The 18,669-nt window shown below is 64.2% G+C and carries 15 protein-coding genes and 1 tRNA gene; 10 read left to right on the forward strand and 6 right to left on the reverse strand.

The annotated features are described in order from the left end of the window. Window positions 1-277: 277 nt before the first annotated feature. A tRNA-Gly gene (locus tag GC148_RS12540) sits at window positions 278-351 on the reverse strand. A 107-nt stretch (window positions 352-458) separates the two neighbouring features. Between GC148_RS12540 and crcB the strand changes: the two genes are divergently transcribed. From crcB to GC148_RS12555, 3 genes are read left to right on the forward strand one after another with little or no spacing between them, the layout of a single operon-like run. Continuing rightward, window positions 459-842: a fluoride efflux transporter CrcB gene (gene crcB, locus GC148_RS12545; RefSeq protein ID WP_291071143.1), complete on the forward strand. Its 384-nt coding sequence runs from the start codon at window positions 459-461 to the stop codon at window positions 840-842. Next, complete coding sequence (locus tag GC148_RS12550) at window positions 839-1,891, forward strand: RluA family pseudouridine synthase (RefSeq protein WP_291071145.1); 1,053 nt, start codon at window positions 839-841, stop codon at window positions 1,889-1,891. Before crcB ends, GC148_RS12550 begins: the two co-directional genes overlap by 4 nt. Next, window positions 1,891-2,565, forward strand: a complete 675-nt coding sequence (locus GC148_RS12555; protein ID WP_291071147.1) for an HAD-IA family hydrolase — start codon at window positions 1,891-1,893, stop codon at window positions 2,563-2,565. Before GC148_RS12550 ends, GC148_RS12555 begins: the two co-directional genes overlap by 1 nt. Here GC148_RS12555 and GC148_RS12560 read toward each other — a convergent pair. The 3 genes from GC148_RS12560 to GC148_RS12570 all read right to left on the reverse strand — a co-directional run bounded on the left by GC148_RS12560 (window position 2,562) and on the right by GC148_RS12570 (window position 4,081). After that, entirely contained in the window at window positions 2,562-3,278 is a 717-nt protein-coding gene (locus tag GC148_RS12560; RefSeq protein ID WP_291071149.1) for an ATP12 family protein, read from the reverse strand. The two genes, GC148_RS12555 and GC148_RS12560, sit on opposite strands and share 4 nt — an antisense overlap. A 38-nt stretch (window positions 3,279-3,316) precedes the next feature. Next, on the reverse strand, window positions 3,317-3,775 hold the full coding sequence (locus GC148_RS12565; RefSeq protein WP_291071151.1) for a hypothetical protein: 459 nt from the start codon (window positions 3,773-3,775) through the stop codon (window positions 3,317-3,319). Between the two features lie 117 nt (window positions 3,776-3,892). Beyond that, window positions 3,893-4,081, reverse strand: a complete 189-nt coding sequence (locus GC148_RS12570) for a hypothetical protein (protein WP_291071152.1) — start codon at window positions 4,079-4,081, stop codon at window positions 3,893-3,895. 244 nt (window positions 4,082-4,325) lie between these two features. Between GC148_RS12570 and GC148_RS12575 the strand changes: the two genes are divergently transcribed. The 3 genes from GC148_RS12575 to GC148_RS12585 all read left to right on the forward strand — a co-directional run bounded on the left by GC148_RS12575 (window position 4,326) and on the right by GC148_RS12585 (window position 8,833). Beyond that, window positions 4,326-4,835, forward strand: coding sequence for a hypothetical protein (locus GC148_RS12575; protein WP_291071154.1), 510 nt, complete (start codon window positions 4,326-4,328; stop codon window positions 4,833-4,835). 156 nt (window positions 4,836-4,991) lie between these two features. Next, complete coding sequence (locus GC148_RS12580; RefSeq protein ID WP_291071156.1) at window positions 4,992-6,524, forward strand: acyl-CoA carboxylase subunit beta; 1,533 nt, start codon at window positions 4,992-4,994, stop codon at window positions 6,522-6,524. 236 nt (window positions 6,525-6,760) lie between these two features. Continuing rightward, on the forward strand, window positions 6,761-8,833 hold the full coding sequence (locus GC148_RS12585) for an amidohydrolase family protein (RefSeq protein WP_291071158.1): 2,073 nt from the start codon (window positions 6,761-6,763) through the stop codon (window positions 8,831-8,833). Between the two features lie 7 nt (window positions 8,834-8,840). Here GC148_RS12585 and GC148_RS12590 read toward each other — a convergent pair whose 3' ends face one another. Then, the gene (locus GC148_RS12590) at window positions 8,841-9,791 is read right to left on the reverse strand and encodes an alpha/beta hydrolase (RefSeq protein WP_291071160.1); all 951 of its coding nucleotides are present in this window, start codon (window positions 9,789-9,791) and stop codon (window positions 8,841-8,843) included. A gap of 181 nt (window positions 9,792-9,972) precedes the next feature. On the opposite strand from GC148_RS12590, the gene GC148_RS12595 reads away from it, so the two are divergent. The 3 genes from GC148_RS12595 (at window position 9,973) to GC148_RS12605 (ending at window position 13,696) form a co-directional block, all read left to right on the forward strand. After that, window positions 9,973-10,947: a hypothetical protein gene (locus GC148_RS12595; RefSeq protein WP_291071162.1), complete on the forward strand. Its 975-nt coding sequence runs from the start codon at window positions 9,973-9,975 to the stop codon at window positions 10,945-10,947. A gap of 398 nt (window positions 10,948-11,345) precedes the next feature. Next, on the forward strand, window positions 11,346-12,920 hold the full coding sequence (locus GC148_RS12600) for a hypothetical protein (protein ID WP_291071164.1): 1,575 nt from the start codon (window positions 11,346-11,348) through the stop codon (window positions 12,918-12,920). A gap of 2 nt (window positions 12,921-12,922) precedes the next feature. Next, entirely contained in the window at window positions 12,923-13,696 is a 774-nt protein-coding gene (locus GC148_RS12605) for a hypothetical protein (RefSeq protein ID WP_291071166.1), read from the forward strand. Between the two features lie 134 nt (window positions 13,697-13,830). Here GC148_RS12605 and parE read toward each other — a convergent pair whose 3' ends face one another. Next, window positions 13,831-15,834, reverse strand: a complete 2,004-nt coding sequence (gene parE / locus GC148_RS12610) for a DNA topoisomerase IV subunit B (protein ID WP_291071168.1) — start codon at window positions 15,832-15,834, stop codon at window positions 13,831-13,833. Window positions 15,835-16,198: 364 nt separating this feature from the next. Between parE and lon the strand changes: the two genes are divergently transcribed. After that, window positions 16,199-18,622 (forward strand): endopeptidase La, encoded by a 2,424-nt coding sequence (gene lon / locus GC148_RS12615; protein WP_291071170.1) that lies wholly within the window; start codon window positions 16,199-16,201, stop codon window positions 18,620-18,622. Window positions 18,623-18,669: the final 47 nt, after the last annotated feature.

Below are 18,669 nucleotides of genomic sequence, written 5' to 3' on the forward strand. Positions count from 1 at the left end.
TCTAGGCGTATTCTTCGCGAAAAACACTCACAAAATACGAACAACGATCAGAAATTCGCAATTTCGCGAAAAGTGTTCAAAAAATTGAGCGTGGGCGATGTCGCCGAAGCGGTCTTCAAAGCTGAAACCGATGGCCATCCTGCCTTGACAGAAGCTTGTAGCCTGTTTTTCCGGCGCAAATGGAATTCGAGTAGGCAACCTTTCAGTCCGATGATGATCCGGCTCTGAAGCTAGTGATCCTGAATACGGGTGCAATATATTGAATTAAAACAGAAAATGGAGCGGGTGAGGGGAATCGAACCCCCGTCGTCAGCTTGGGAAGCTGCTGCTCTACCATTGAGCTACACCCGCCGGCTGCGGCGGACCCGTAGGGCCGTATTTGATCGGGAAACTGCCCCCGCGCAAGAGCCGTGAATCCATGCTGGCGCCGGAGCTTTCCCCCGTGTAAACGGCCCGCCATGAACCACTTTCTCCTCGTCGCGGCCGGCGGCGCCATCGGGGCAGCCCTGCGCCATGGCGTCGGCCTCCTCAGCCTGCGCCACCTGCCTTCCACGTGGCCCTGGGCCACGTTCACGGTCAATATCCTCGGCGGCCTCGCCATGGGGATGTTGGTCGGCTGGCTGGCGCTCAAGGCCGAAGGCGCGGGGCAGGACCTGCGCCTCTTCCTCGCCACTGGCCTCCTGGGCGGCTTCACCACCTTTTCGGCCTTCTCGCTGGAAACGGTGAACATGATCCGCACCGGGGAGACCGCCAAGGCGCTCGCCTACATCGTCCTGTCGGTCGGCTGCAGCGTCGCCGCGCTCGCCCTCGGTCTGCTGCTAGCCCGGAGGGCCTTCGCATGAGCGGCCAGATCATCACCGAAACCGTCTCGCCGCAGGAAGAGGGCACCCGGCTTGACCGCTGGATCAAGCGCCGCGCCCAGTTGACCCAGGGCCAGATCGAAAAGATGCTGCGCACCGGGCAGATTCGCGTCAATGGGGCGCGCGCCAAGGCCAACCAGCGCCTCGATGCCGGCAATGAAGTCCGCCTGCCGATCTTCAGCACCGAGACGATGGCGCCGAAGAAACACCACGCCGCCCGCACCAGCGCGGAAGACCGCGCCTTCCTCGAGTCGCTGATCCTCTATGAGGATGACGACATGATGGCGCTCAACAAGCCGGCCGGTATCGCCGTGCAGGGCGGCTCGGGCCAGGGCCGCCACATCGACGGCCTGCTGATGGGCTATTACGGCGAGGACGAACACCGCCCGGTTCTGGTCCACCGGCTCGACAAGGAAACCTCCGGCGTCCTCCTCATCGCGAAGCACCCGCGCGCCGCCGCCCAGCTGTCGGAGATGTTCCGCGGCCGCGAGATGGACAAAGTCTATTGGGCCGTCACGGTCGGCGTGCCTAACCCGCCTGCCGGTCAGATCCGCTGCTGGATGATCAAGGGAATTCCAGACCCGGACGAGCCCTCGGGTTATCGCCCCTATGATCCGAAATCGACTGCCAAGCGCCGCGATGTGGACCGTGAGCGGATGATCCGCTCCGCCCAGGGCGTTGAAGGCGCGCGCCATGCGATTACCGATTACAACGTCATCTCCCATGCCGGCATGAAGGCCGCCTGGGTCGCGCTGCGCCCGGAAACCGGCCGAATGCACCAGCTGCGCTTCCACATGCTTGAGATGAACACGTCCATCCTCGGCGACCACAAATACCAGTCCCGCCGTGAAGTCCCGCAAGGCCTTGCCGAAGGCCTGCACCTGCATGCCCGCGCCCTCATCATCCCGCGCGAGCATGGCAAGCCCACCGTCATCGTGGCGCCGCTGCCGCCGCACATGAAGCAGACCTTCGAAACACTTGGCTTCCTCGAACAGGAGGCGGGCAAGGACCCGCTGGCGCCTTTCCTCTGATGACGGATCTGCGCCTCGCCATCTGGGATGTGGACGGAACGCTCGTCGACTCGCGCGCGGTCATCCAGGCCTGCATGGAGGCCGCGTTCCGCCAGTCCGGTCTTCCGCCCCCGGACTATGATGCCACGCGCCGCGTCATCGGCATCAGTCTGCACGAAGCCTGTGCCATTCTTGCCCCGCCCGATATCGGGCCTGCGCGACTCGAAACGCTGGTCACCAACTACAAGAACGCCTTCACCCTCCAGCGCGCCGCGCCCGGCCATCACGAGCCCTTGTATGAGGGCGCGCTCGAAATTCTCGACCACCTGCGCTCAGAGGGCTGGCTTCTCGCCATCGCCACCGGCAAGTCGCATCGCGGCCTCGATGGCCTGTTCGCCAAGCACGCCATCAAGTCTTATTTCGATACGGTCTGGTGCGCCGATGACGGTCCGGGAAAGCCGAACCCGTTCATGGTGGAGCAGGCGATGCGCACCCTCGGCTGCGGCCCGGCGCAATCCCTGATGATCGGCGATGCCATCCACGATGTGGCGATGGCCCGCGCCGCCGGTGTGCGCGCGCTCGGCGTCAGCTGGGGGTTCGGCCAGGCCGACGAGCTGGCGCAGGCCGGCGCCCACGAAGTTCACCACGATTTCCGTACGCTGACGGACAGCCTTCGCGCGTTCGAGGCCGCCTAGGCCGACAGCCCGCCGAACCATTTCGCCAGCGCCGCCGCCTCGATCCGCTTCGCGGCCGTGGCCGCCGCCGCCTCCTCGTCCTCGCCCCAGCGTGCGATCTGCCAGCTTTCATCGAGGCGCGACATCTCGAACGCCTCATCCGCCGGCAGCGCGCCTTCGCACACCGCCATCGCCAGCAGCGCAGAGCCATACAGCGCGCAGGCATAGACAAGACCGGTCAGCCGGAAATCGTCCAGGCTCAGTGCATAGTCCCGCGCAGCGTCCAGCGAGGCGTCCGGCTGCGGTGTCGCGCGCACGCCTTCGGTCGTTACCAGGATCACGCCCAGCATCTCGCCCGCCCATTCGCGCACCGGCGCCCAATGGCCTTCCTCCAGCGCGATCAGCTCTTCAGGCTCTTCCGCGATGTGGCAGATGAGGTCGGTCTCGCAATAGCGCGCCACCTCATCGGCCAGTTCCTCGCGGGCCTCGCCCGCCCGGTCGATCGCCACATTGGCAAGGCGTGTCAGGTACATGGCCGCAAGGTCGATATGCTCGCCTTGCGCGTTCCACTCCGCCGCGAGCGCTTCGGCAAGGCCCAGCGTCGGCAGCACCAGCGCCGCGCGTGCGGGCGTCTTGATGGTCCGCCCATCCAGCGCGATGGTCCAGCCATCGCCCAGCGGCTCCGGCGCGGCGGTCTTGTAGAAGCGTTTCGGGTGTGTGTGGGGGCTGGTCATGCGCCCCGATTACGCTGGCGGCGGCTCGGCGCCAAGCCTTAACCGGCGACCATCACCGGTTCGCGGGCGCGCGCGAAGTCGGGCGCAGTCAGGCGGATCATGTCCACCACCACCCGCGTCTCGGGATCCACCAGCGCCAGCGACTGGCCGAACCGCACGGTCTGCAACGGCGCTTCCTTCAGCGTGGTCTCGACGATCACGCGGAACTCCACCGTCACCAGAGGCACATCTGCCGGTACAATCGAGCCCGCCTGCATCCGCGCTTCCAGCGGGGAGGGGCCGAAGCACATCTTGTAGCGCGCCATGCCTACGGCGCAGGGCGCATCGCCCAGAAGGAAGCCGCGGTCGAACACGTTGAAGTCCGCCTCAGTAAAGGCCCGCGTCGCCACCGGCTCGACCGACGCCGCCTCGGCGCTCGTCGGCCGCGTGGCCACAAACGCGCCCAGCGCAAACAGCGCCAGGCCGGCAATTGCCATTTCGAACTTCAGGGTCTGCATCGCCTCGGGCGCCTACGTTTCGGGGGGGATTCTGAGTCGTCTGATATCCGCGCAGCGATGCACCCGCCGTGGCTAACGAACGGTAAACGATGCCGGCCCGTGCCCAAGTCAGGCGTATCAGACCAACGGCCGGAAAGCACCGTCTTGCGGGCGCGGCGGGCGAACCTGTACGTGCGGGCCTGTCTCGGCCTTCGTGGTCGCGGCCGGTGCAGCTTTCGCGGCCGGCATTGCAATCGCGCCCTCCGCGATCAACGCAGCCGCAAGCAGCGAGGCGAAGCAGAAGGGGGTCATCAGGCGTTGGGCCATGGTCGTCTCCGTGAGGGGTGGCCGGGGCGTCCCGGCCTGGGGTTAGTGTCCGCCCGCCGGGAGCCTTTTCCACTTTGCGAACAAATACTCACTCACATTCAAATGCGGCAAAAATGCGGCATTGCAAGCAAGCGCTCACAAAAACGCCGCCGCTCCCCGCTGAACCGCCGATGAACCTCAATGGAACCGGATATGAACGCGCGCTTCAGCCCCGGTTTTGCCTTGGGCGCGTAAACCTGCCCTCATGATGAAACCCGTCAGAATTCTCGGAGCCGCTGTCGTTGCGCTTGCTGCGCCGGCGCTCCTCGCTGCCCCTGCCGCCGCCGACGCCCGCGGCGCTGTCGCCCAGATCGAAACCCGGCTCGGCGACAATACCGTCCTGACCTTCGCGGTCGGCTCCACCGGCTACGATTCCTACCGCCGCGGCGACCGCTACCACCGTAACCTCAATCCCTGGGGCCAGACCGAGTGGGAAGTGCGCGAGTTGGCCAGCGATGCCGTGCAGGCTTGCCGTCAGGCCGTGCGCCAGGAAGCGCGCTATCTCGGCTACCGGGATGTCGATTTCGACCGCGACAAGCGTGTTCGCCAGACCGGCCCGCGCGGCTTCTACGTCACCTTTGACGAGGTCGAATTCGAAGGCCGCCACCGTGACCGCGACGCCCGCGTCTCGTGCGAAGTTCGCCGCGGCGACGTGGTCAGCCTCGAGGGCCTGCCGCGCCCGGACAAGGGCAAGAGTTACCGCCGCGGCTGGTAACGCGGCGTAAACCCTGAAACCTGAACAGCGCCCCGGACCCGCCATCCGGGGCGCAATCGGTTTTGTGTCGCGCCCGCTCGGCTTGCCAAGGCGGCTGGGGCAGGTAATCAGTCGTCCCGGCAGATTTCAGACAGTTTTCCAAAGGAGCGCCGGGGCATGAAAGACGTTATCGAGGCACTGGAAGCCAAGCGCGAAGTCGCGCGGCTCGGCGGCGGCATCAAGCGGATCGAAAGCCAGCACGCCAAGGGCAAGCTGACCGCCCGCGAGCGCGTGGCCGTCCTCCTCGATGAGGGCAGCTTCGAGGAATACGACATGTTCGTCGAACATCGCTGCTCGGACTTCGACATGCAGGACCAGAAGATCCCCGGCGACGGCGTCGTCACCGGCCAGGGCACGATCAACGGCCGCCTCGTTTACGTGTTCTCGAAGGACTTCACCGTCTTCGGCGGCTCGCTCAGCCGCGCCCATGCCGAGAAGATCGTCAAGGTCCAGCAGATGGCCGCCCGCAACGGCGCGCCCGTCATCGGCCTCTTCGATGCCGGCGGCGCCCGCATCCAGGAAGGCGTCGACTCGCTCGCCGGCTATGCCGACATCTTCATGGAGAACGTGCTCTCCTCCGGCGTTATCCCGCAGATCTCCGTCATCATGGGCCCCTGCGCCGGCGGCGACGTCTACTCGCCCGCGATGACCGACTTCATCTTCATGGTGAAGGACACGTCCTACATGTACGTGACCGGCCCGGACGTGGTGAAGACCGTGACCAATGAGGAAGTCACGCACGAGACCCTCGGCGGCGCCTCCGTGCATGCCAAGAAATCCGGCGTCGTCGACGGCGCCTTCGAGAATGACATCGAGGCGCTGATCCAGATGCGCCGCCTGATCGATTTCCTGCCCGCCTCGAACCGTGAGCAGCCGCCGGTGCGCCCGGTCCATGACGCGTTCGACCGGGCCGAGGACAGCCTCGACACGCTCGTTCCCCCGAACCCGAACACGCCCTATGACATGAAAGAGCTGATCACCAAGGTGGTCGACGAGGGCGACTTCTTCGAGATCAGCCCTGGGTTCGGCGGCAACGTCATCTGCGGCTTCGGTCGGATTGAAGGATCGACCGTCGGCGTCGTCGCCAACCAGCCGATGACGCTCGCCGGCGTGCTCGACATCGACGCCTCCCGCAAGGCCGCGCGCTTCGTGCGCTTCTGCGACTGTTTCAACATCCCGCTGGTGACATTCGTGGACGTGCCGGGCTTCATGCCGGGAACCAAGCAGGAATATGGCGGCCTCATCAAGCATGGCGCCAAGCTCCTCTTCGCCTATGCTGAAGCGACCGTTCCCAAGGTCACCGTTATTACACGCAAGGCCTATGGCGGCGCCTATGACGTGATGAGCTCAAAGCACCTGCGCGGTGACGTGAACTATGCCTGGCCCACCGCCGAAATCGCCGTGATGGGCGCCAAGGGCGCCGTCGAGATCATCTTCCGCAAGGAAGCCGGCGATCCGGAAAAGCTCGCCGCCCGCACCAAGGAATACGAAGAAAACTTCGCGAACCCCTACGTCGCGGCGAAGAAGGGCTACATCGATGACATCATCATGCCCCACAATACGCGTCGCCGCATCGCAAAATCCCTCCGCACCCTGAAGAACAAGAAACTCACCAACCCCTGGAAGAAGCACGACAACATTCCGCTGTAGGCGGGAGCTGGGTCGGTTGTCGGTATCGCGGAAAGCGCGGAGCGCTTGTCCGGGATCGAGGCTTGTCTGTTGGCGACGCGAAGTCTGGGTCCCGCGCATTGCCTGGGGCAATCCCGGGATGACGCCAAACCGGCGTTGGGCTTTTCGAAGAACTTCCCACCCCCGCCTTCCTGTGCCACCAATACCCTCAACGAAGCTGCGCCTCACGTGCAGCGAGCGATGGGAGGGTTTCCGGCATGTTGAACCGCTTTGGCTGCACGGCGCTGGCGGCGCTGTTTGTTCTGGGCGCATGCGCGCATGAGGCCGAGGCGCCGGTGGCGGACCTCGCCGATGCCGCGCCTGCCGCGACGACCGAGACCTGGTCCGTCCGCCTCAATGACGCAACGCTCGGCCAGATGGTCGCGACCACCGAAGGGCGCACGGTCAAGGTCGACTACGAGTTTCGTAACAATGGCCGCGGCCCGACGATGGCCGAGACGATCACGCTTGGCGCGGACGGCCTGCCGACCGCCTGGACCATCGACGGCGCGACGACCTTCGGCAACGAAGTCCACGAGACCTTCGCGCTCGACGGCAATGCCGCCAGCTGGACCGACACGACCGGCTCGTCGACAGCCGAGCGCACCGAGCCCGCGATCTACATCCCGCAGAACGGCTCGCCCTATGCGCTGGCGATCTACACGAAAGCTCTGCTCGCCGATGACGACCTGCAGATGCCCGCCTGGCCGGCCGGCACTCTGTCGATGAACCCGACCGGCAAGGTGATCACGGTCGACGGCGAGGGCGGCCCGATCTACGCCGCCGCCTACGCGCTCGTGGGCGACGATGTCGACCCGACCTATTTCCTGCTCGATGGGGATCACAACCTGTTCGCGCTGATCTCGCCGCGCTTCGTCATTGTGCGCGAAGGCTATGAGCGGGCCGACGAACAGCTGCAGCACCTCGCAACCGTTCTGTCCACGGAGCGCCTCGAGTCCATACAGGCCGAGACGGCCCACAAATATGATGCGCCGCTGGCGATCACCAATGTCCGCGTCTTCGATCCGAAGGCCAAGGCGATGACCGCGCCCTCGACCGTTATCGTCGAGAACGGCCTTATCAAATCGGTCACCGTGGGGGCGGCCGATACGGCCGGCGCCTATGTGGTGGACGGGCAGGGGGGATCGCTGGTGCCCGGCCTTATCGAGATGCACGGCCATATGGGCCAGGACGGCGCCCTGAAGAACATAGCCGCCGGTGTCACGCTGATGCGCGACATGGGAAATGACAACGCCGTGCTCAGCGAACTGATCGGGAAGATCGACGCCGGCACGCTCGCAGGCCCGCGCGTCGTGCGCTCCGGATTCATCGAGGGCAAGAGCCCGTTCAACTCGAACAACGGCATCCTCGTTACCAGCGAAGAGGAAGCCCTCGCCGCCGTGGACTGGTATGCCGACCAGGGCGACTACTGGCAGGTCAAGATCTACAACTCGATGACGCCCGCCTGGATCCCGGCCGTGGTGGCGCGCGCCAAGGAACGCGGCCTGCGCGTCACGGGCCACGTGCCCGCTTTCACCAATGCGAACGCGATGATCGAGGCCGGGTATCAGGAGATGACCCATATCAATCAGGTCATGCTGGGCTGGGTGCTCGCGCCAGAGGAGGACACGCGCACGCTGCTGCGCCTTACCGCGCTGCAACGCCTGCCGCAGGTCGATCTCGATGGGCCGGCCGTGACGAAGACGCTCGACCTGATGGTCGAAAATGACGTCGCCATCGACCCGACCTATGCCATCCACGAGGCGCTGCTCCTCTCGCGCAATGGCGAAATGCAGGCCGGAATGGCGGACTATATCGATCATATGCCCGTCGCCGTGCAGCGCTCTGCGAAAGCGGCCTGGTCGGCGATCAATTCGCCGGAAGAGGACGCCGCCTACAAGGGCGCCTTCAACCAGATCACCGGCACGATCCAGCGCATGAAGGATCGCGGCATCTTCATCGTCTTCGGCACTGACCTCGGCGGCGCCCTGACGCTGCACCGCGAGCTGGAGCTCTACCAGAATGTCGGCTTCACCCCGGCCGAGATCCTGGCGCGCGCGACCTATGAGGAGGCCGAGTACATGGGCCTCGGCGACAAGCTCGGCTCGATCGAGCCCGGCAAGTATGCCGACTTCTTCCTCGTGCCCGGCAACCCGGTGGAGGACCTGAAAGCGATCAAGACGATCCGGCTCGTCTCGAAGGGCGACACGGTCTACTTCCCGAGCGACATCTATCCCTATTTCGGCATCCGGCCGTTCACGGATGTTCCTTCGGTCGCTGCGCCCGAGTAAAGCCGGGTCAGGCCTTCATCAGCCGGCCCATGGCCTGCGCCGCGCGCGTCGCATAAGGCGCGGCGGCGGAGAAGACATGGGGCACAGAGAAATAGATGTGGGGCATGCCCTCGGCGACCATCAGTTCGGTGGGCACGCCGCTGGTGCGCAGGTGCTCGGCCATCGCTACGCCTTCATCATGCAGCACGTCGATTTCGGCCGGGGCGATGATCGTGGGCGGCAGACCGGAGACATCCGCGCCGAGGAAATTCAGCGCCGGATCGCTCGCGTCTGACACGTCCTGGAAATAGGCCGCGACGAAATCGTCCATGCCCTGGCAGCTCAGCAGCGGATTTTCGCGGCTCGTCCGTCCCGCGGCAATCTCGTCCGTAAGCGGAGGGCCCATCACCACGCCGGGCACGATGGCCAGAATGGCCTTCAGCACCGGGCCGCCCTGTCGCTTGGCCCGCAGCGCGCAATAGAGGGCGAGGTGTCCGCCTGCGCTGTCACCCGCCAGGCCGATGCGACCGGCATCGCCGCCGAAGGTCGTGGCCTTTGCGCCGGCCCAGCGCAGCGCCGTGAAGCAATCGTCATGTGCGGCAGGGTAGGGATGTTCGGGGCCGAGCCGGTAGTCGACGGCGGTCACGATGCATCCGGACTCGCGGCAGAGGAGCCGGCATTGCGCGTCGTGCGTGTCGAGATCACCCAGGATGAATCCGCCGCCATGGAAATGCACGATCACCGGGAACGGGCCTTTCCCGGCCGGAATGTAGTGGCGCACCTTCAGCGGACCCGCCGGACCGGGAATCGACTCGTTGCGGATCTCGCTCACGGCGATCTGCGGCGCAACCGGTTGAAGGGCGCGGTACATGGCCCGGTTTTCGTCCAGCGTCGGCGGCGTCTCGGGAACTTGCGCAAACTGCTGGAACAGCGGCGCAAATTCCGGGTGGAGCCGGCTCAGAAGGGCTGGATCGGACATGACGGGTCTCCCACTGTTTCATATTTTTGGATAAACACATGCTGCGCCTGTGCCGCAGCGTTACGCAAGCCCCCCCATAATGACACAAATATGCCGTAGCGAGGGATCAAATTGATGAGGCGAGATCGAGATCTGGCGAGAATCTGTCTAACTTGAGCCTTGGATACTATAGAAGATTGAGGTGGCTTCCGTGCGAGAGGGGAATGCTGGTCGCAAAAGCAGGCGAGTCGCCTTGCACGGTGCAGCGCCATGCAAGGCGCTTCCTCCGTGTGCCAATGATCTAAATAATGCTGGCCACCGCAGCCGCGTCCTGCGTGTTTGGCAGATCGCTGCGCTGCGGCGGTCGGGCAAGTGGGTGCAGTTCATGCAATTTGGGGCCGACAACCTGCGGCCTGTCGTTTGCTTGCATTCGCTAGAATATCCCGCCGCGCCGCCTTGGGGGTTGTGCGTAGACGCCGCTGCCGAAGGCTTCGGCATTGTCGCCGTTCGTCGGGGCGGGTTCGGCGGTTCGAGCGAAGTGCACAGTATTGACGAGGAAGCCGCCATCCTCTCTGAATTCCTGGAGCAAGCCGATCTCGATGACGTTATCCTTGTGGTGGAAGGCACGGCGCGTCAGGCGGGCCTGAAACTCGCCCGGAGTTCGCCGCGCGTGTCCTTCACCTTTCTCGTGCGGCCAGCCTATTCAGACGCGTATGCGGGCGATCTTGATCCCTGGACGGTCAACCTTGTGATTCAGGCGCTGCAGACACAGGCCGGTGCCAACTTGTCTCTCGGCGCGCTCAACCTGATCGGCCGGCGGACCGGGCACAGGGCGCTGTATGAGATGCTGTTCAAGCATGCCGACGACCTGGCATTCATCAAGGCTCACGCGCGCGATCTGGAAGACGCCTGGCAAAGCTTTTCCAGGATCAATGCAGATACGTTTCGTCGCAACCTGAGCATCCTGATGAATGATCCGACGCTCGGCCCTGGCGCGCTGGCGGATTTGCCGGGGATGGCCCTCATCGGCGCTGAAACTCTTCCGGCCTGGCGCGAGGCATTCGAGGAGAAGTCGGCGAGTCTCGGCATTTCGACAGCCTGCCTTCCGCGCGGCGCCTTCTTCACCCTGCATCAAAGCGCCAGCGCCTTCATCAATCTGCTGAAGAAGGTGCCTTGATTCCGCGCCCGGTCCGCACGATCGCCGCGCCAGACCTGTTCGAAGCATGCCTACAGCGCGTTCCAACGCAATGTGATCAGGAAAGTCAGGCCGAACATGGATCGAACGGGCTGGCGAGCCGGCTTGAATCGCTCGAAGCCCCCTTGCTTTGGACACAGGCGTTAGCAAAGCCTTACCGGCCGGATTTTGCGCGGCCTGTGGCGCGGCGGTGACAGGGCGCGCGCAAGCCCCTGTAAATGCAAGGATTGCGCACCTCCTGGGCACATTACATTTTGCTCAGTTAACGAACATTACGATTTTGGTAGGTGCTGTTTACGTTCAGACTCTGTCAAGTCTCCACGCCCACGCTTCACACTGGCCTGATGGGAGGCCAGCAGTTAACGGCACAAGGACAGATGATGAGCAAGAAAACTGTGCGCTGGGGCACGGACATCGGATGCCCGAAGCGGATCGTTCCGCTGCAGGGCCGCAACGAATTGTCAGATCACGGACTGAAGGGCAAGCGCGCCAAGGGTGAGCTCGGGCTCAGCCGGGGGCGGACCCGCAAGGAGGCCCGCGCCGACGCGGCCGATGCGCTGCCAGCGTCTGAAGCGATGACGCAGGACCAGTGGAGCGAGCGCGAGCAGCTGATCGCCGAGCGCGCCGAAGAGGTGCGACGCGGGCTGACAACCTGGATGTCGACGACGGCGGCCGGCGTGCGTAATTTTATCCACGACACGGCCCCGGCGGATATCCATCCCGACCAGCTGCGCGAGGCGATCAAGGCCGAAGAGCACGAATACCGCCACTATGAAACCGACGATTCCAATGACGCCAAAGAGCGCCACTCTGCCGCGATCATCGAGCTGCAGGCCTTCAAGCAACGCCATGGCGAACGGATCGGCCAGCGCACGCCGGACATCAAGAAGAATGTGGAACAGGCGATCGCCATCCTCGTGTTCATCATGCTGGTGGAGGGCGCGTTCAACGCGCTGCTGTTCAAGGATGCACAATCAGCCGGCCTTCTGGGCGGGTTGCTGGTGGCGTTCGGCGTTTCGGCCGTGAACGTGCTGTTCGGCGTGGCCGGCGGCTTTTTCGGCCTGCGTTACCTGAACCATCCTGCGATGCCGGCCAAGGTGGCGGGCGGCGTGATTGCCGGCGTCTGCGTGATGATCGGCATTTTCCTCAACTTCTTCGTTGCGCATTTCCGCGACGCTGTGGAGGCGGGCCTTCTGGTCGCGGAGGCCGAAGGGCGGCTCGGCGAATTCTCGATGTTCGAGATCGCGCCGGGCGCCGTGCTTGGCTCGATGTTCCCGAACGTGTTCGGCTTTGACAGCTTTGTCGCTCTGGCCCTGTTGATCCTTGGGCTGACGGTATTCGGCCTCGCAGTCTATGAAGGCTATGACCGGATCACCGATCCCTATCCAGGCTACGGCCGCGTGTGGCGCAAGGAGCGCAAGGCCTATGAACGCCGCCAGCAGCTGCGTGAGGACCTGCGCGGCGACCTGTCAGCCTATTTCACGGCCAGCCGCATGTGGTTCGAGACGCAGCTTTCGCGCCATACTGCCGCCAAGCGGGAAATCGAGAAGGCCATGAACCTTCTGGAATCGCGGCGCGACATTGCGGTAGCAATTGCCGCCAAGGCGGCCGACCAGGAGCGTGGGCTGAAGGTGGCCTACCGTCAGGCCCACCGGCGGATGCGCAACTCGCTTCGCGACAAGCTTGGCGAGCAGGCCACGTGCCCGGCCTATTTCGACGAGATCATCACGCCGCAACTGCCGCCCTTCGATTATTCGAAAGAACGCGCGCAGGCGAATGCGGCGATCAAGGTGATCGACCAGAACATCACGGCCTTGAACCTGACGCGCGAATGGCTGGAAACGCATATCCAGCAGGTGCAGCAGGGCCTGTCCTCCATCGAGAAGAAAGTGGCCGAAGAAATCGGCCGGGTGCGTGACGCCAAGGCGTCAGGCGATGCCAAGAAGGCGGGCTGATCATGGCACGACGCAAGGAAAGAGGCCCCTGGTTCTGGAGATCGGCGATCGCGCTGATGCTGACCTCCGTATTCGGATTGTTTGCAGCAGCGGCCATCAACCAGCCGCCGCCGACGGATTCCAAGACCGGGTGCCGGCTGGACCGGGAGGATCCGGTACACACGATCGTTCTGGTCGATCAGTCCGATCCGTTCAACGCGACCGATCTCGACTGGGTGCGCACGCTGCTGGACGATGAGGCCCGCAGCCTGCCGCGGTATGGCCGATTGACGCTGGTCGTGCCGAACTCGGCTTCGCCCTATGATCCGGCGCAGGTGTTCACCGGCTGCTCGCCGGGCAGCGGGACGGAAGCCAATCCGCTGTTCCAGAACCCGAAGATGATCCAGCAATCCTGGGAGCGCAAATTCCATGCGCCGCTGATGGCGACAACGGATGAAGCGTTGCGCGATACTGTGGCGCCGAGCTCGCCGTTGATGGAAGCGATGTACACGATTGCCGACCGGCCGGACTTCCAACCCGAAGTGCCCTCGCGCCGGCTGATCCTTGTCTCCGATCTGATGCAGCATTCGCCGGGTTTCTCGATGTACAAGAGCGGCGCGGATGAGGCAGCCTATTCGGACTCGACCCTTGCGGACATGCGCGCGGGACTGGAGGGCGTTGAAGTGGTCGCCCGTATCGTGCCGCGCCAGCAATATGCGCTGCCGTTGGGCGAGGTGAAGGCCTTCTGGCGCGACTGGTTTGCCGAGGCCGGGGCTGATTACGGCTCGGTGACCTGAGAGGCTTTCCGTTTACGGATTGAAGCGGGTGAGGGCTCGCAAGGCCGCGCCTTCTTGCTCGGGAGATCGTATGCGATTTCTCGTCCTCGCAAGCTCCCTACGTTTTGCGCGGGCAGGCGACTGGTTGCGTTTGCCTAGATGTCGAGGGTTTCGACGAAGGCGGCGTTGTCCTGGATGAACTTGAAGCGGAGTTCGGCCTTCTTGCCCATCAGGGTGTTGATCAGGTCGGCGGGCTTCATCTCGATCAGTTCGTCCATCGAATCCGGCAGGGTAACGCGCGCCAGCGTGCGTGAGCCGGGGCTCATCGTGGTTTCCTTCAGCTGAGCCGGGTTCATCTCGCCGAGACCCTTGAAGCGGGTCAGCTCGATCTTCTGATTGCCCTTGAAGTGCTCCTTGGTGATCCGTGCCCGGTCCTCGTCGTCCATCGCGTAATGGATGTTGCCCTTGTTCGCGAGCTTGTAGAGCGGCGGCTGGGCGAGGTAGAGGCGGCCGGCTTCGATCAGGCCGGGGGTGAGCCGGTAGAAGAAGGTGATCAGCAGCGCCGCGATATGGGCCCCGTCGACGTCGGCATCGGTCATGATGATGATGCGCTCATAGCGCAGGTCGTCGAGGTTGAACTTGCGGCCAAGCTCCGTGCCGAGCGCGAGGGAGAGGTCCGACAGTTCCTGGTTGGCCATCAGCTTGTCGTCAGAGGCGCTTTCGACGTTCAGGATCTTGCCGCGCAGGGGCAGAATGGCCTGGGTCTCGCGGTTGCGGGCCTGCTTGGCCGAGCCGCCGGCCGAGTCACCTTCGACAAGGAAGAGTTCGGTACCTTCCGGGCCCTTGGCGGAGCAGTCCGCCAGCTTGCCGGGCAGGCGCAGCTTCTTGGTGGCCGACTTGCGGGAGATTTCCTTCGCCTTGCGGCGCTTGGCGCGCTCGTCGGCGCGGTCGATGGCCCAGGAGAGGAGCTTGTTGGCTTCTTTCGGGCTGCCGGCGAGCCAGTGGTCGAAATGGTCCCGCACGGCGCTTTCCACGAGGCGGAAGGCGTGGGTGGAGGAGAGCTTGTCCTTGGTCTGGCCGACGAATTCAGGGCCGCGGATGAAGACCGAGAGCAGGAAGCCGGAATGGCCCATGACGTCTTCTGCGGTGATCTCGGCGGCTTTCTTGTTGCCGGTCAGATCGCCGAAATGGCGCAAGCCCTTGGTGATGGCCGAGCGGAAGCCGGCTTCGTGGGTTCCGCCTTCGGGGGTCGGGATGGTGTTACAATAGGAGCGGGCGAAGCCGTCCTGTTCGCCGAAACCGGCCTGGGTCCAGGCGATGGCCCATTCGCATTTGCCGTCCTGGCCCATGTCGACAAGGCCGGTGAACGGCGCCTCGGTGATCGTGGCCTTGTCGGCGAAGACTTCTTCGAGCTGGTCGGCGAGGCCGTTGGGATAGGACAGGACCGCATCGGCGGGGACCTTGGAGTCCTCGGGCAGCAGCTCGGAATCGCAGGACCAGCGCACTTCGACGCCGCGGAAAAGATAGGCCTTGGAGCGCGCCATCTGGAACAGGCGGGCCGGGCGCCAGCGCAGTTTGTCGCCGAAGATCTGCGGGTCCGGCTTGAAGCGGACCGAAGTGCCGCGCCGGTTGGGCGTGGTGCCGACCTTGGCGAGCTTGCCTTTCGGCACACCGCGCGAGAAGTCCTGGCGATAGACAGTGCGGTCGCGGGCGACTTCGACTTCGACGTGTTCGGACAGGGCGTTGACAACCGAGATGCCGACCCCGTGCAGGCCGCCGGCGGTGGAATAGGCCTTGTCGGAGAATTTGCCGCCCGAGTGCAGCGTGGTCATGATGACTTCGAGCGCTGATTTCTTGGGGAATTTCGGGTGGGGGTCGACCGGGATACCCCGGCCATTGTCGGTGACGGTGAGGTAGCCGTCGGCGGTCAGCTTGATTTCGATCCTGTTGGCATAGCCGGCCACGGCCTCGTCCATCGCATTGTCCAGCACTTCGGCGAAGAGGTGGTGGTAGGCGCGCTCGTCGGTGCCGCCGATATACATGCCGGGGCGTTTGCGGACCGGCTCCAGGCCCTCCAGGACCTCGATATCCTTGGCAGAATAGCCCGAGGAATGGGACAGCAGGTCGTCGACGGGCTTGAGTTGCCGGGCTGAGGACATGGGACCGATTCTCCGTCTTGGGGCGCCGGAATCTCCGGCGAAGTACCCGCGCAGATGAGGCTGAAACGGTTCCGAAAGCGTTAAAGACGCCTTAACCCTCAGGCCTTCTGCCGGGAATGGGTATCAAGCGGTGTTCGCGGCCGGGGGCAAGGGGCTGGCTGTGACGCGGGGGCCTGGCGGGGCCGCAGAGGCGGGACCTGGGCAGTTGCGTAGTTCTTTTCACACCTTTGTTGAGCAGAGTGTGGGTTGAAGGTGAGGGGGGAGGTTTCCAAATCTCATTCAACGCCCGACAATCGCCCCATTCGGCGGACTAGGGTCATTCAGGGTCGCCGCCAGGCGGGACCCCCTAAAAGGAGGCATCCAGATGCCAAAAACGAAGACAGTGCCGGTGTTGCCTCTGCGGGACATCGTTGTTTTCCCGGACATGGTCGCGCCGCTGTTTGTCGGCCGTGACAAGTCCGTTCGCGCCCTCGAGATGATCGAGGAGACCGAGAACGAGATCATGCTGGTCGCCCAGCGTGATGCCGCCATCGACAACCCCAATGTCGGCGATGTCCACGAGATCGGCACACTGGCCACCATCCTGCAGCTGCTGAAACTGCCCGACGGCACCGTGAAGGTGCTGGTGGAAGGCAAATCGCGCGCCCGGCTGGTGAAGCTGCATGACCGGGGCGAGTATTTCGAAGCCGAGATCGAGACGATTCCCGAGCCCGAAACGGCCAGCACCGATGTGCAGGCCCTGACGCGCGCCGTGCAGGAACAGTTCGAGAGCTATGTGAAGCTCAACCGCAAGATCCCGCCGGAAGCGGTGACCTCGATCGCGCAGATGTCTGATCCGGGCAAGCTGGCCGACCAGGTGGCGTCGAACCTTTCGGTGAAACTGTCCGACAAGCAGGAATTGCTTGAGATGCCGGACGTCAAGGACCGCCTCGAGAAGGTGTTCGCCCTGATGGAAGGCGAAATGGGCATGCTCCAGATGGAGCGGAAGATCAAAAACCGCGTCAAGCGGCAGATGGAGAAGACCCAGCGCGAGTATTACCTGAACGAGCAGATGAAGGCGATCCAGCGCGAGCTGGGCGAACAGGGCGGAGACGGCGCCGAGCGCGACGAGCTGGCCGAACTCGACCAGAAGATCGCCGATACGCCGCTCTCTCAGGAAGCCCGCACCAAGGCCGAAGCCGAGATGAAGAAGCTGCGCCAGATGTCGCCGATGTCGGCGGAATCGACGGTCGTGCGCAACTATCTCGACTGGCTGCTGGCGCTGCCCTGGGCCAAGCGCAAGGAGATCGTCACCGACCTGCGCAAGGCCGAGAAACAGCTCGACGATGACCATTACGGCCTCGACAAGGTCAAGGAACGGATCCTCGAATACCTTGCTGTGCAGAAACGCACCGGCAAGCTGAAAGGCCCGATCCTCTGCCTCGTGGGCCCGCCAGGCGTCGGCAAGACCTCGCTGGGCAAGTCCATCGCGGAAGCGACCGGACGTGACTTCGTGCGCGTGTCGCTGGGCGGCGTGCGTGATGAAAGCGAGATCCGCGGCCACCGCCGGACCTATATCGGCTCGATGCCGGGACGCATCATCCAGTCGCTGAAGAAGGTGAAGAGCGGCAACCCGCTGTTCCTTCTGGATGAGATCGACAAGATGGGCATGGACCATCGCGGCGATCCGGCCTCGGCGCTGCTGGAAGTCCTCGATCCGGAGCAGAACTCGACGTTCAACGACCACTACCTGGAGGTCGACTACGACCTTTCGGATGTGATGTTCGTGACCACGGCGAACTCGCTCAACATGCCCCAGCCCTTGCTGGACCGCATGGAGATCATCCGCATCGCCGGCTACACGGAAGACGAGAAGCTGGAGATCACCAAGCGCCACCTGATCCCTCAGGTGCGCGAGGATCACGGCCTCAAGGCGGAAGAGTGGCTCGTCACCGACGGCGCGATCATGGACCTCGTGCGGTATTACACGCGCGAAGCCGGTGTGCGTTCGCTGAAGCGCGAGATTGCGCGCCTGGCCCGCAAGGCCGTGCGTGAACTGGCGCTGAATGAAGGCAGCACGCTGACGATCGACAGCGACAACCTCGCCACCTATGCCGGCGTGCGCAAGCACCGCTATGGCCTGGCCGACGAAACCGATCAGGTGGGCGCGGTGACGGGTCTGGCCTGGACCGAAGTCGGCGGCGACCTCCTCACCATCGAGGCGGTCAAGATGCCGGGGCGCGGCGCCATGAAGGTGACGGGCAACCTGCGCGATGTGATGAAGGAATCGATCCAGGCGGCGAGCTCGCTCGTGCGCGCCCGGTCGGTGGCGTTTGGCATCAAGCCGACGACTTTCAACACGACGGACATCCACGTGCACGTGCCGGATGGCGCAACGCCCAAGGATGGCCCGAGCGCCGGTGCGGCCATGACCACGGCCATCGTCTCGCTGCTCACCGGCATTCCGGTGAACCGCGAAGTCGCGATGACTGGCGAGATATCCTTGCGTGGCCGGGTGCTGCCGATCGGCGGCCTCAAGGAGAAACTGCTCGCAGCCCTGCGCGGCGGCATCAAGACGGTGCTGATCCCGAAGGAGAACGAGAAGGACCTCGACGAGATCCCGGACAATGTGAAGACGCAGATGAAAGTCATCCCCGTCTCCGACATCCAGGAAGTGCTGAAGCTGGCGCTGCTGCGTCCGCTGGTTCCGATCGAATGGTCGGAAGCCGACGAGGCGGCCCTGCAGGCCACGCTGACCGGCGGGCCGGGCTCACCGGCCAGCGATTCGGACACGATCCGCGCGCACTGAGCGGGCGGTGAGTTGAAATCGCGAAACCCCGCGGCCGGAGACGGAAG

Source organism: Hyphomonas sp. (genome assembly GCF_016125515.1).
Lineage (GTDB): Bacteria > Pseudomonadota > Alphaproteobacteria > Caulobacterales > Hyphomonadaceae > Hyphomonas.

Excerpts from the sequence above, each read along its gene's own strand:
- crcB (WP_291071143.1), top strand. The coding sequence starts at position 459 with ATGAACCACTTTCTCCTCGTCGCGGCCGGCGGCGCCATCGGGGCAGCC.
- GC148_RS12550 (WP_291071145.1), top strand. The coding sequence starts at position 839 with ATGAGCGGCCAGATCATCACCGAAACCGTCTCGCCGCAGGAAGAGGGC.
- GC148_RS12555 (WP_291071147.1), top strand. The coding sequence starts at position 1,891 with ATGACGGATCTGCGCCTCGCCATCTGGGATGTGGACGGAACGCTCGTC.
- GC148_RS12560 (WP_291071149.1), bottom strand. The coding sequence starts at position 3,278 with ATGACCAGCCCCCACACACACCCGAAACGCTTCTACAAGACCGCCGCG.
- GC148_RS12565 (WP_291071151.1), bottom strand. The coding sequence starts at position 3,775 with ATGCAGACCCTGAAGTTCGAAATGGCAATTGCCGGCCTGGCGCTGTTT.
- GC148_RS12570 (WP_291071152.1), bottom strand. The coding sequence starts at position 4,081 with ATGGCCCAACGCCTGATGACCCCCTTCTGCTTCGCCTCGCTGCTTGCG.
- GC148_RS12575 (WP_291071154.1), top strand. The coding sequence starts at position 4,326 with ATGATGAAACCCGTCAGAATTCTCGGAGCCGCTGTCGTTGCGCTTGCT.
- GC148_RS12580 (WP_291071156.1), top strand. The coding sequence starts at position 4,992 with ATGAAAGACGTTATCGAGGCACTGGAAGCCAAGCGCGAAGTCGCGCGG.
- GC148_RS12585 (WP_291071158.1), top strand. The coding sequence starts at position 6,761 with ATGTTGAACCGCTTTGGCTGCACGGCGCTGGCGGCGCTGTTTGTTCTG.
- GC148_RS12590 (WP_291071160.1), bottom strand. The coding sequence starts at position 9,791 with ATGTCCGATCCAGCCCTTCTGAGCCGGCTCCACCCGGAATTTGCGCCG.
- GC148_RS12600 (WP_291071164.1), top strand. The coding sequence starts at position 11,346 with ATGAGCAAGAAAACTGTGCGCTGGGGCACGGACATCGGATGCCCGAAG.
- GC148_RS12605 (WP_291071166.1), top strand. The coding sequence starts at position 12,923 with ATGGCACGACGCAAGGAAAGAGGCCCCTGGTTCTGGAGATCGGCGATC.
- parE (WP_291071168.1), bottom strand. The coding sequence starts at position 15,834 with ATGTCCTCAGCCCGGCAACTCAAGCCCGTCGACGACCTGCTGTCCCAT.
- lon (WP_291071170.1), top strand. The coding sequence starts at position 16,199 with ATGCCAAAAACGAAGACAGTGCCGGTGTTGCCTCTGCGGGACATCGTT.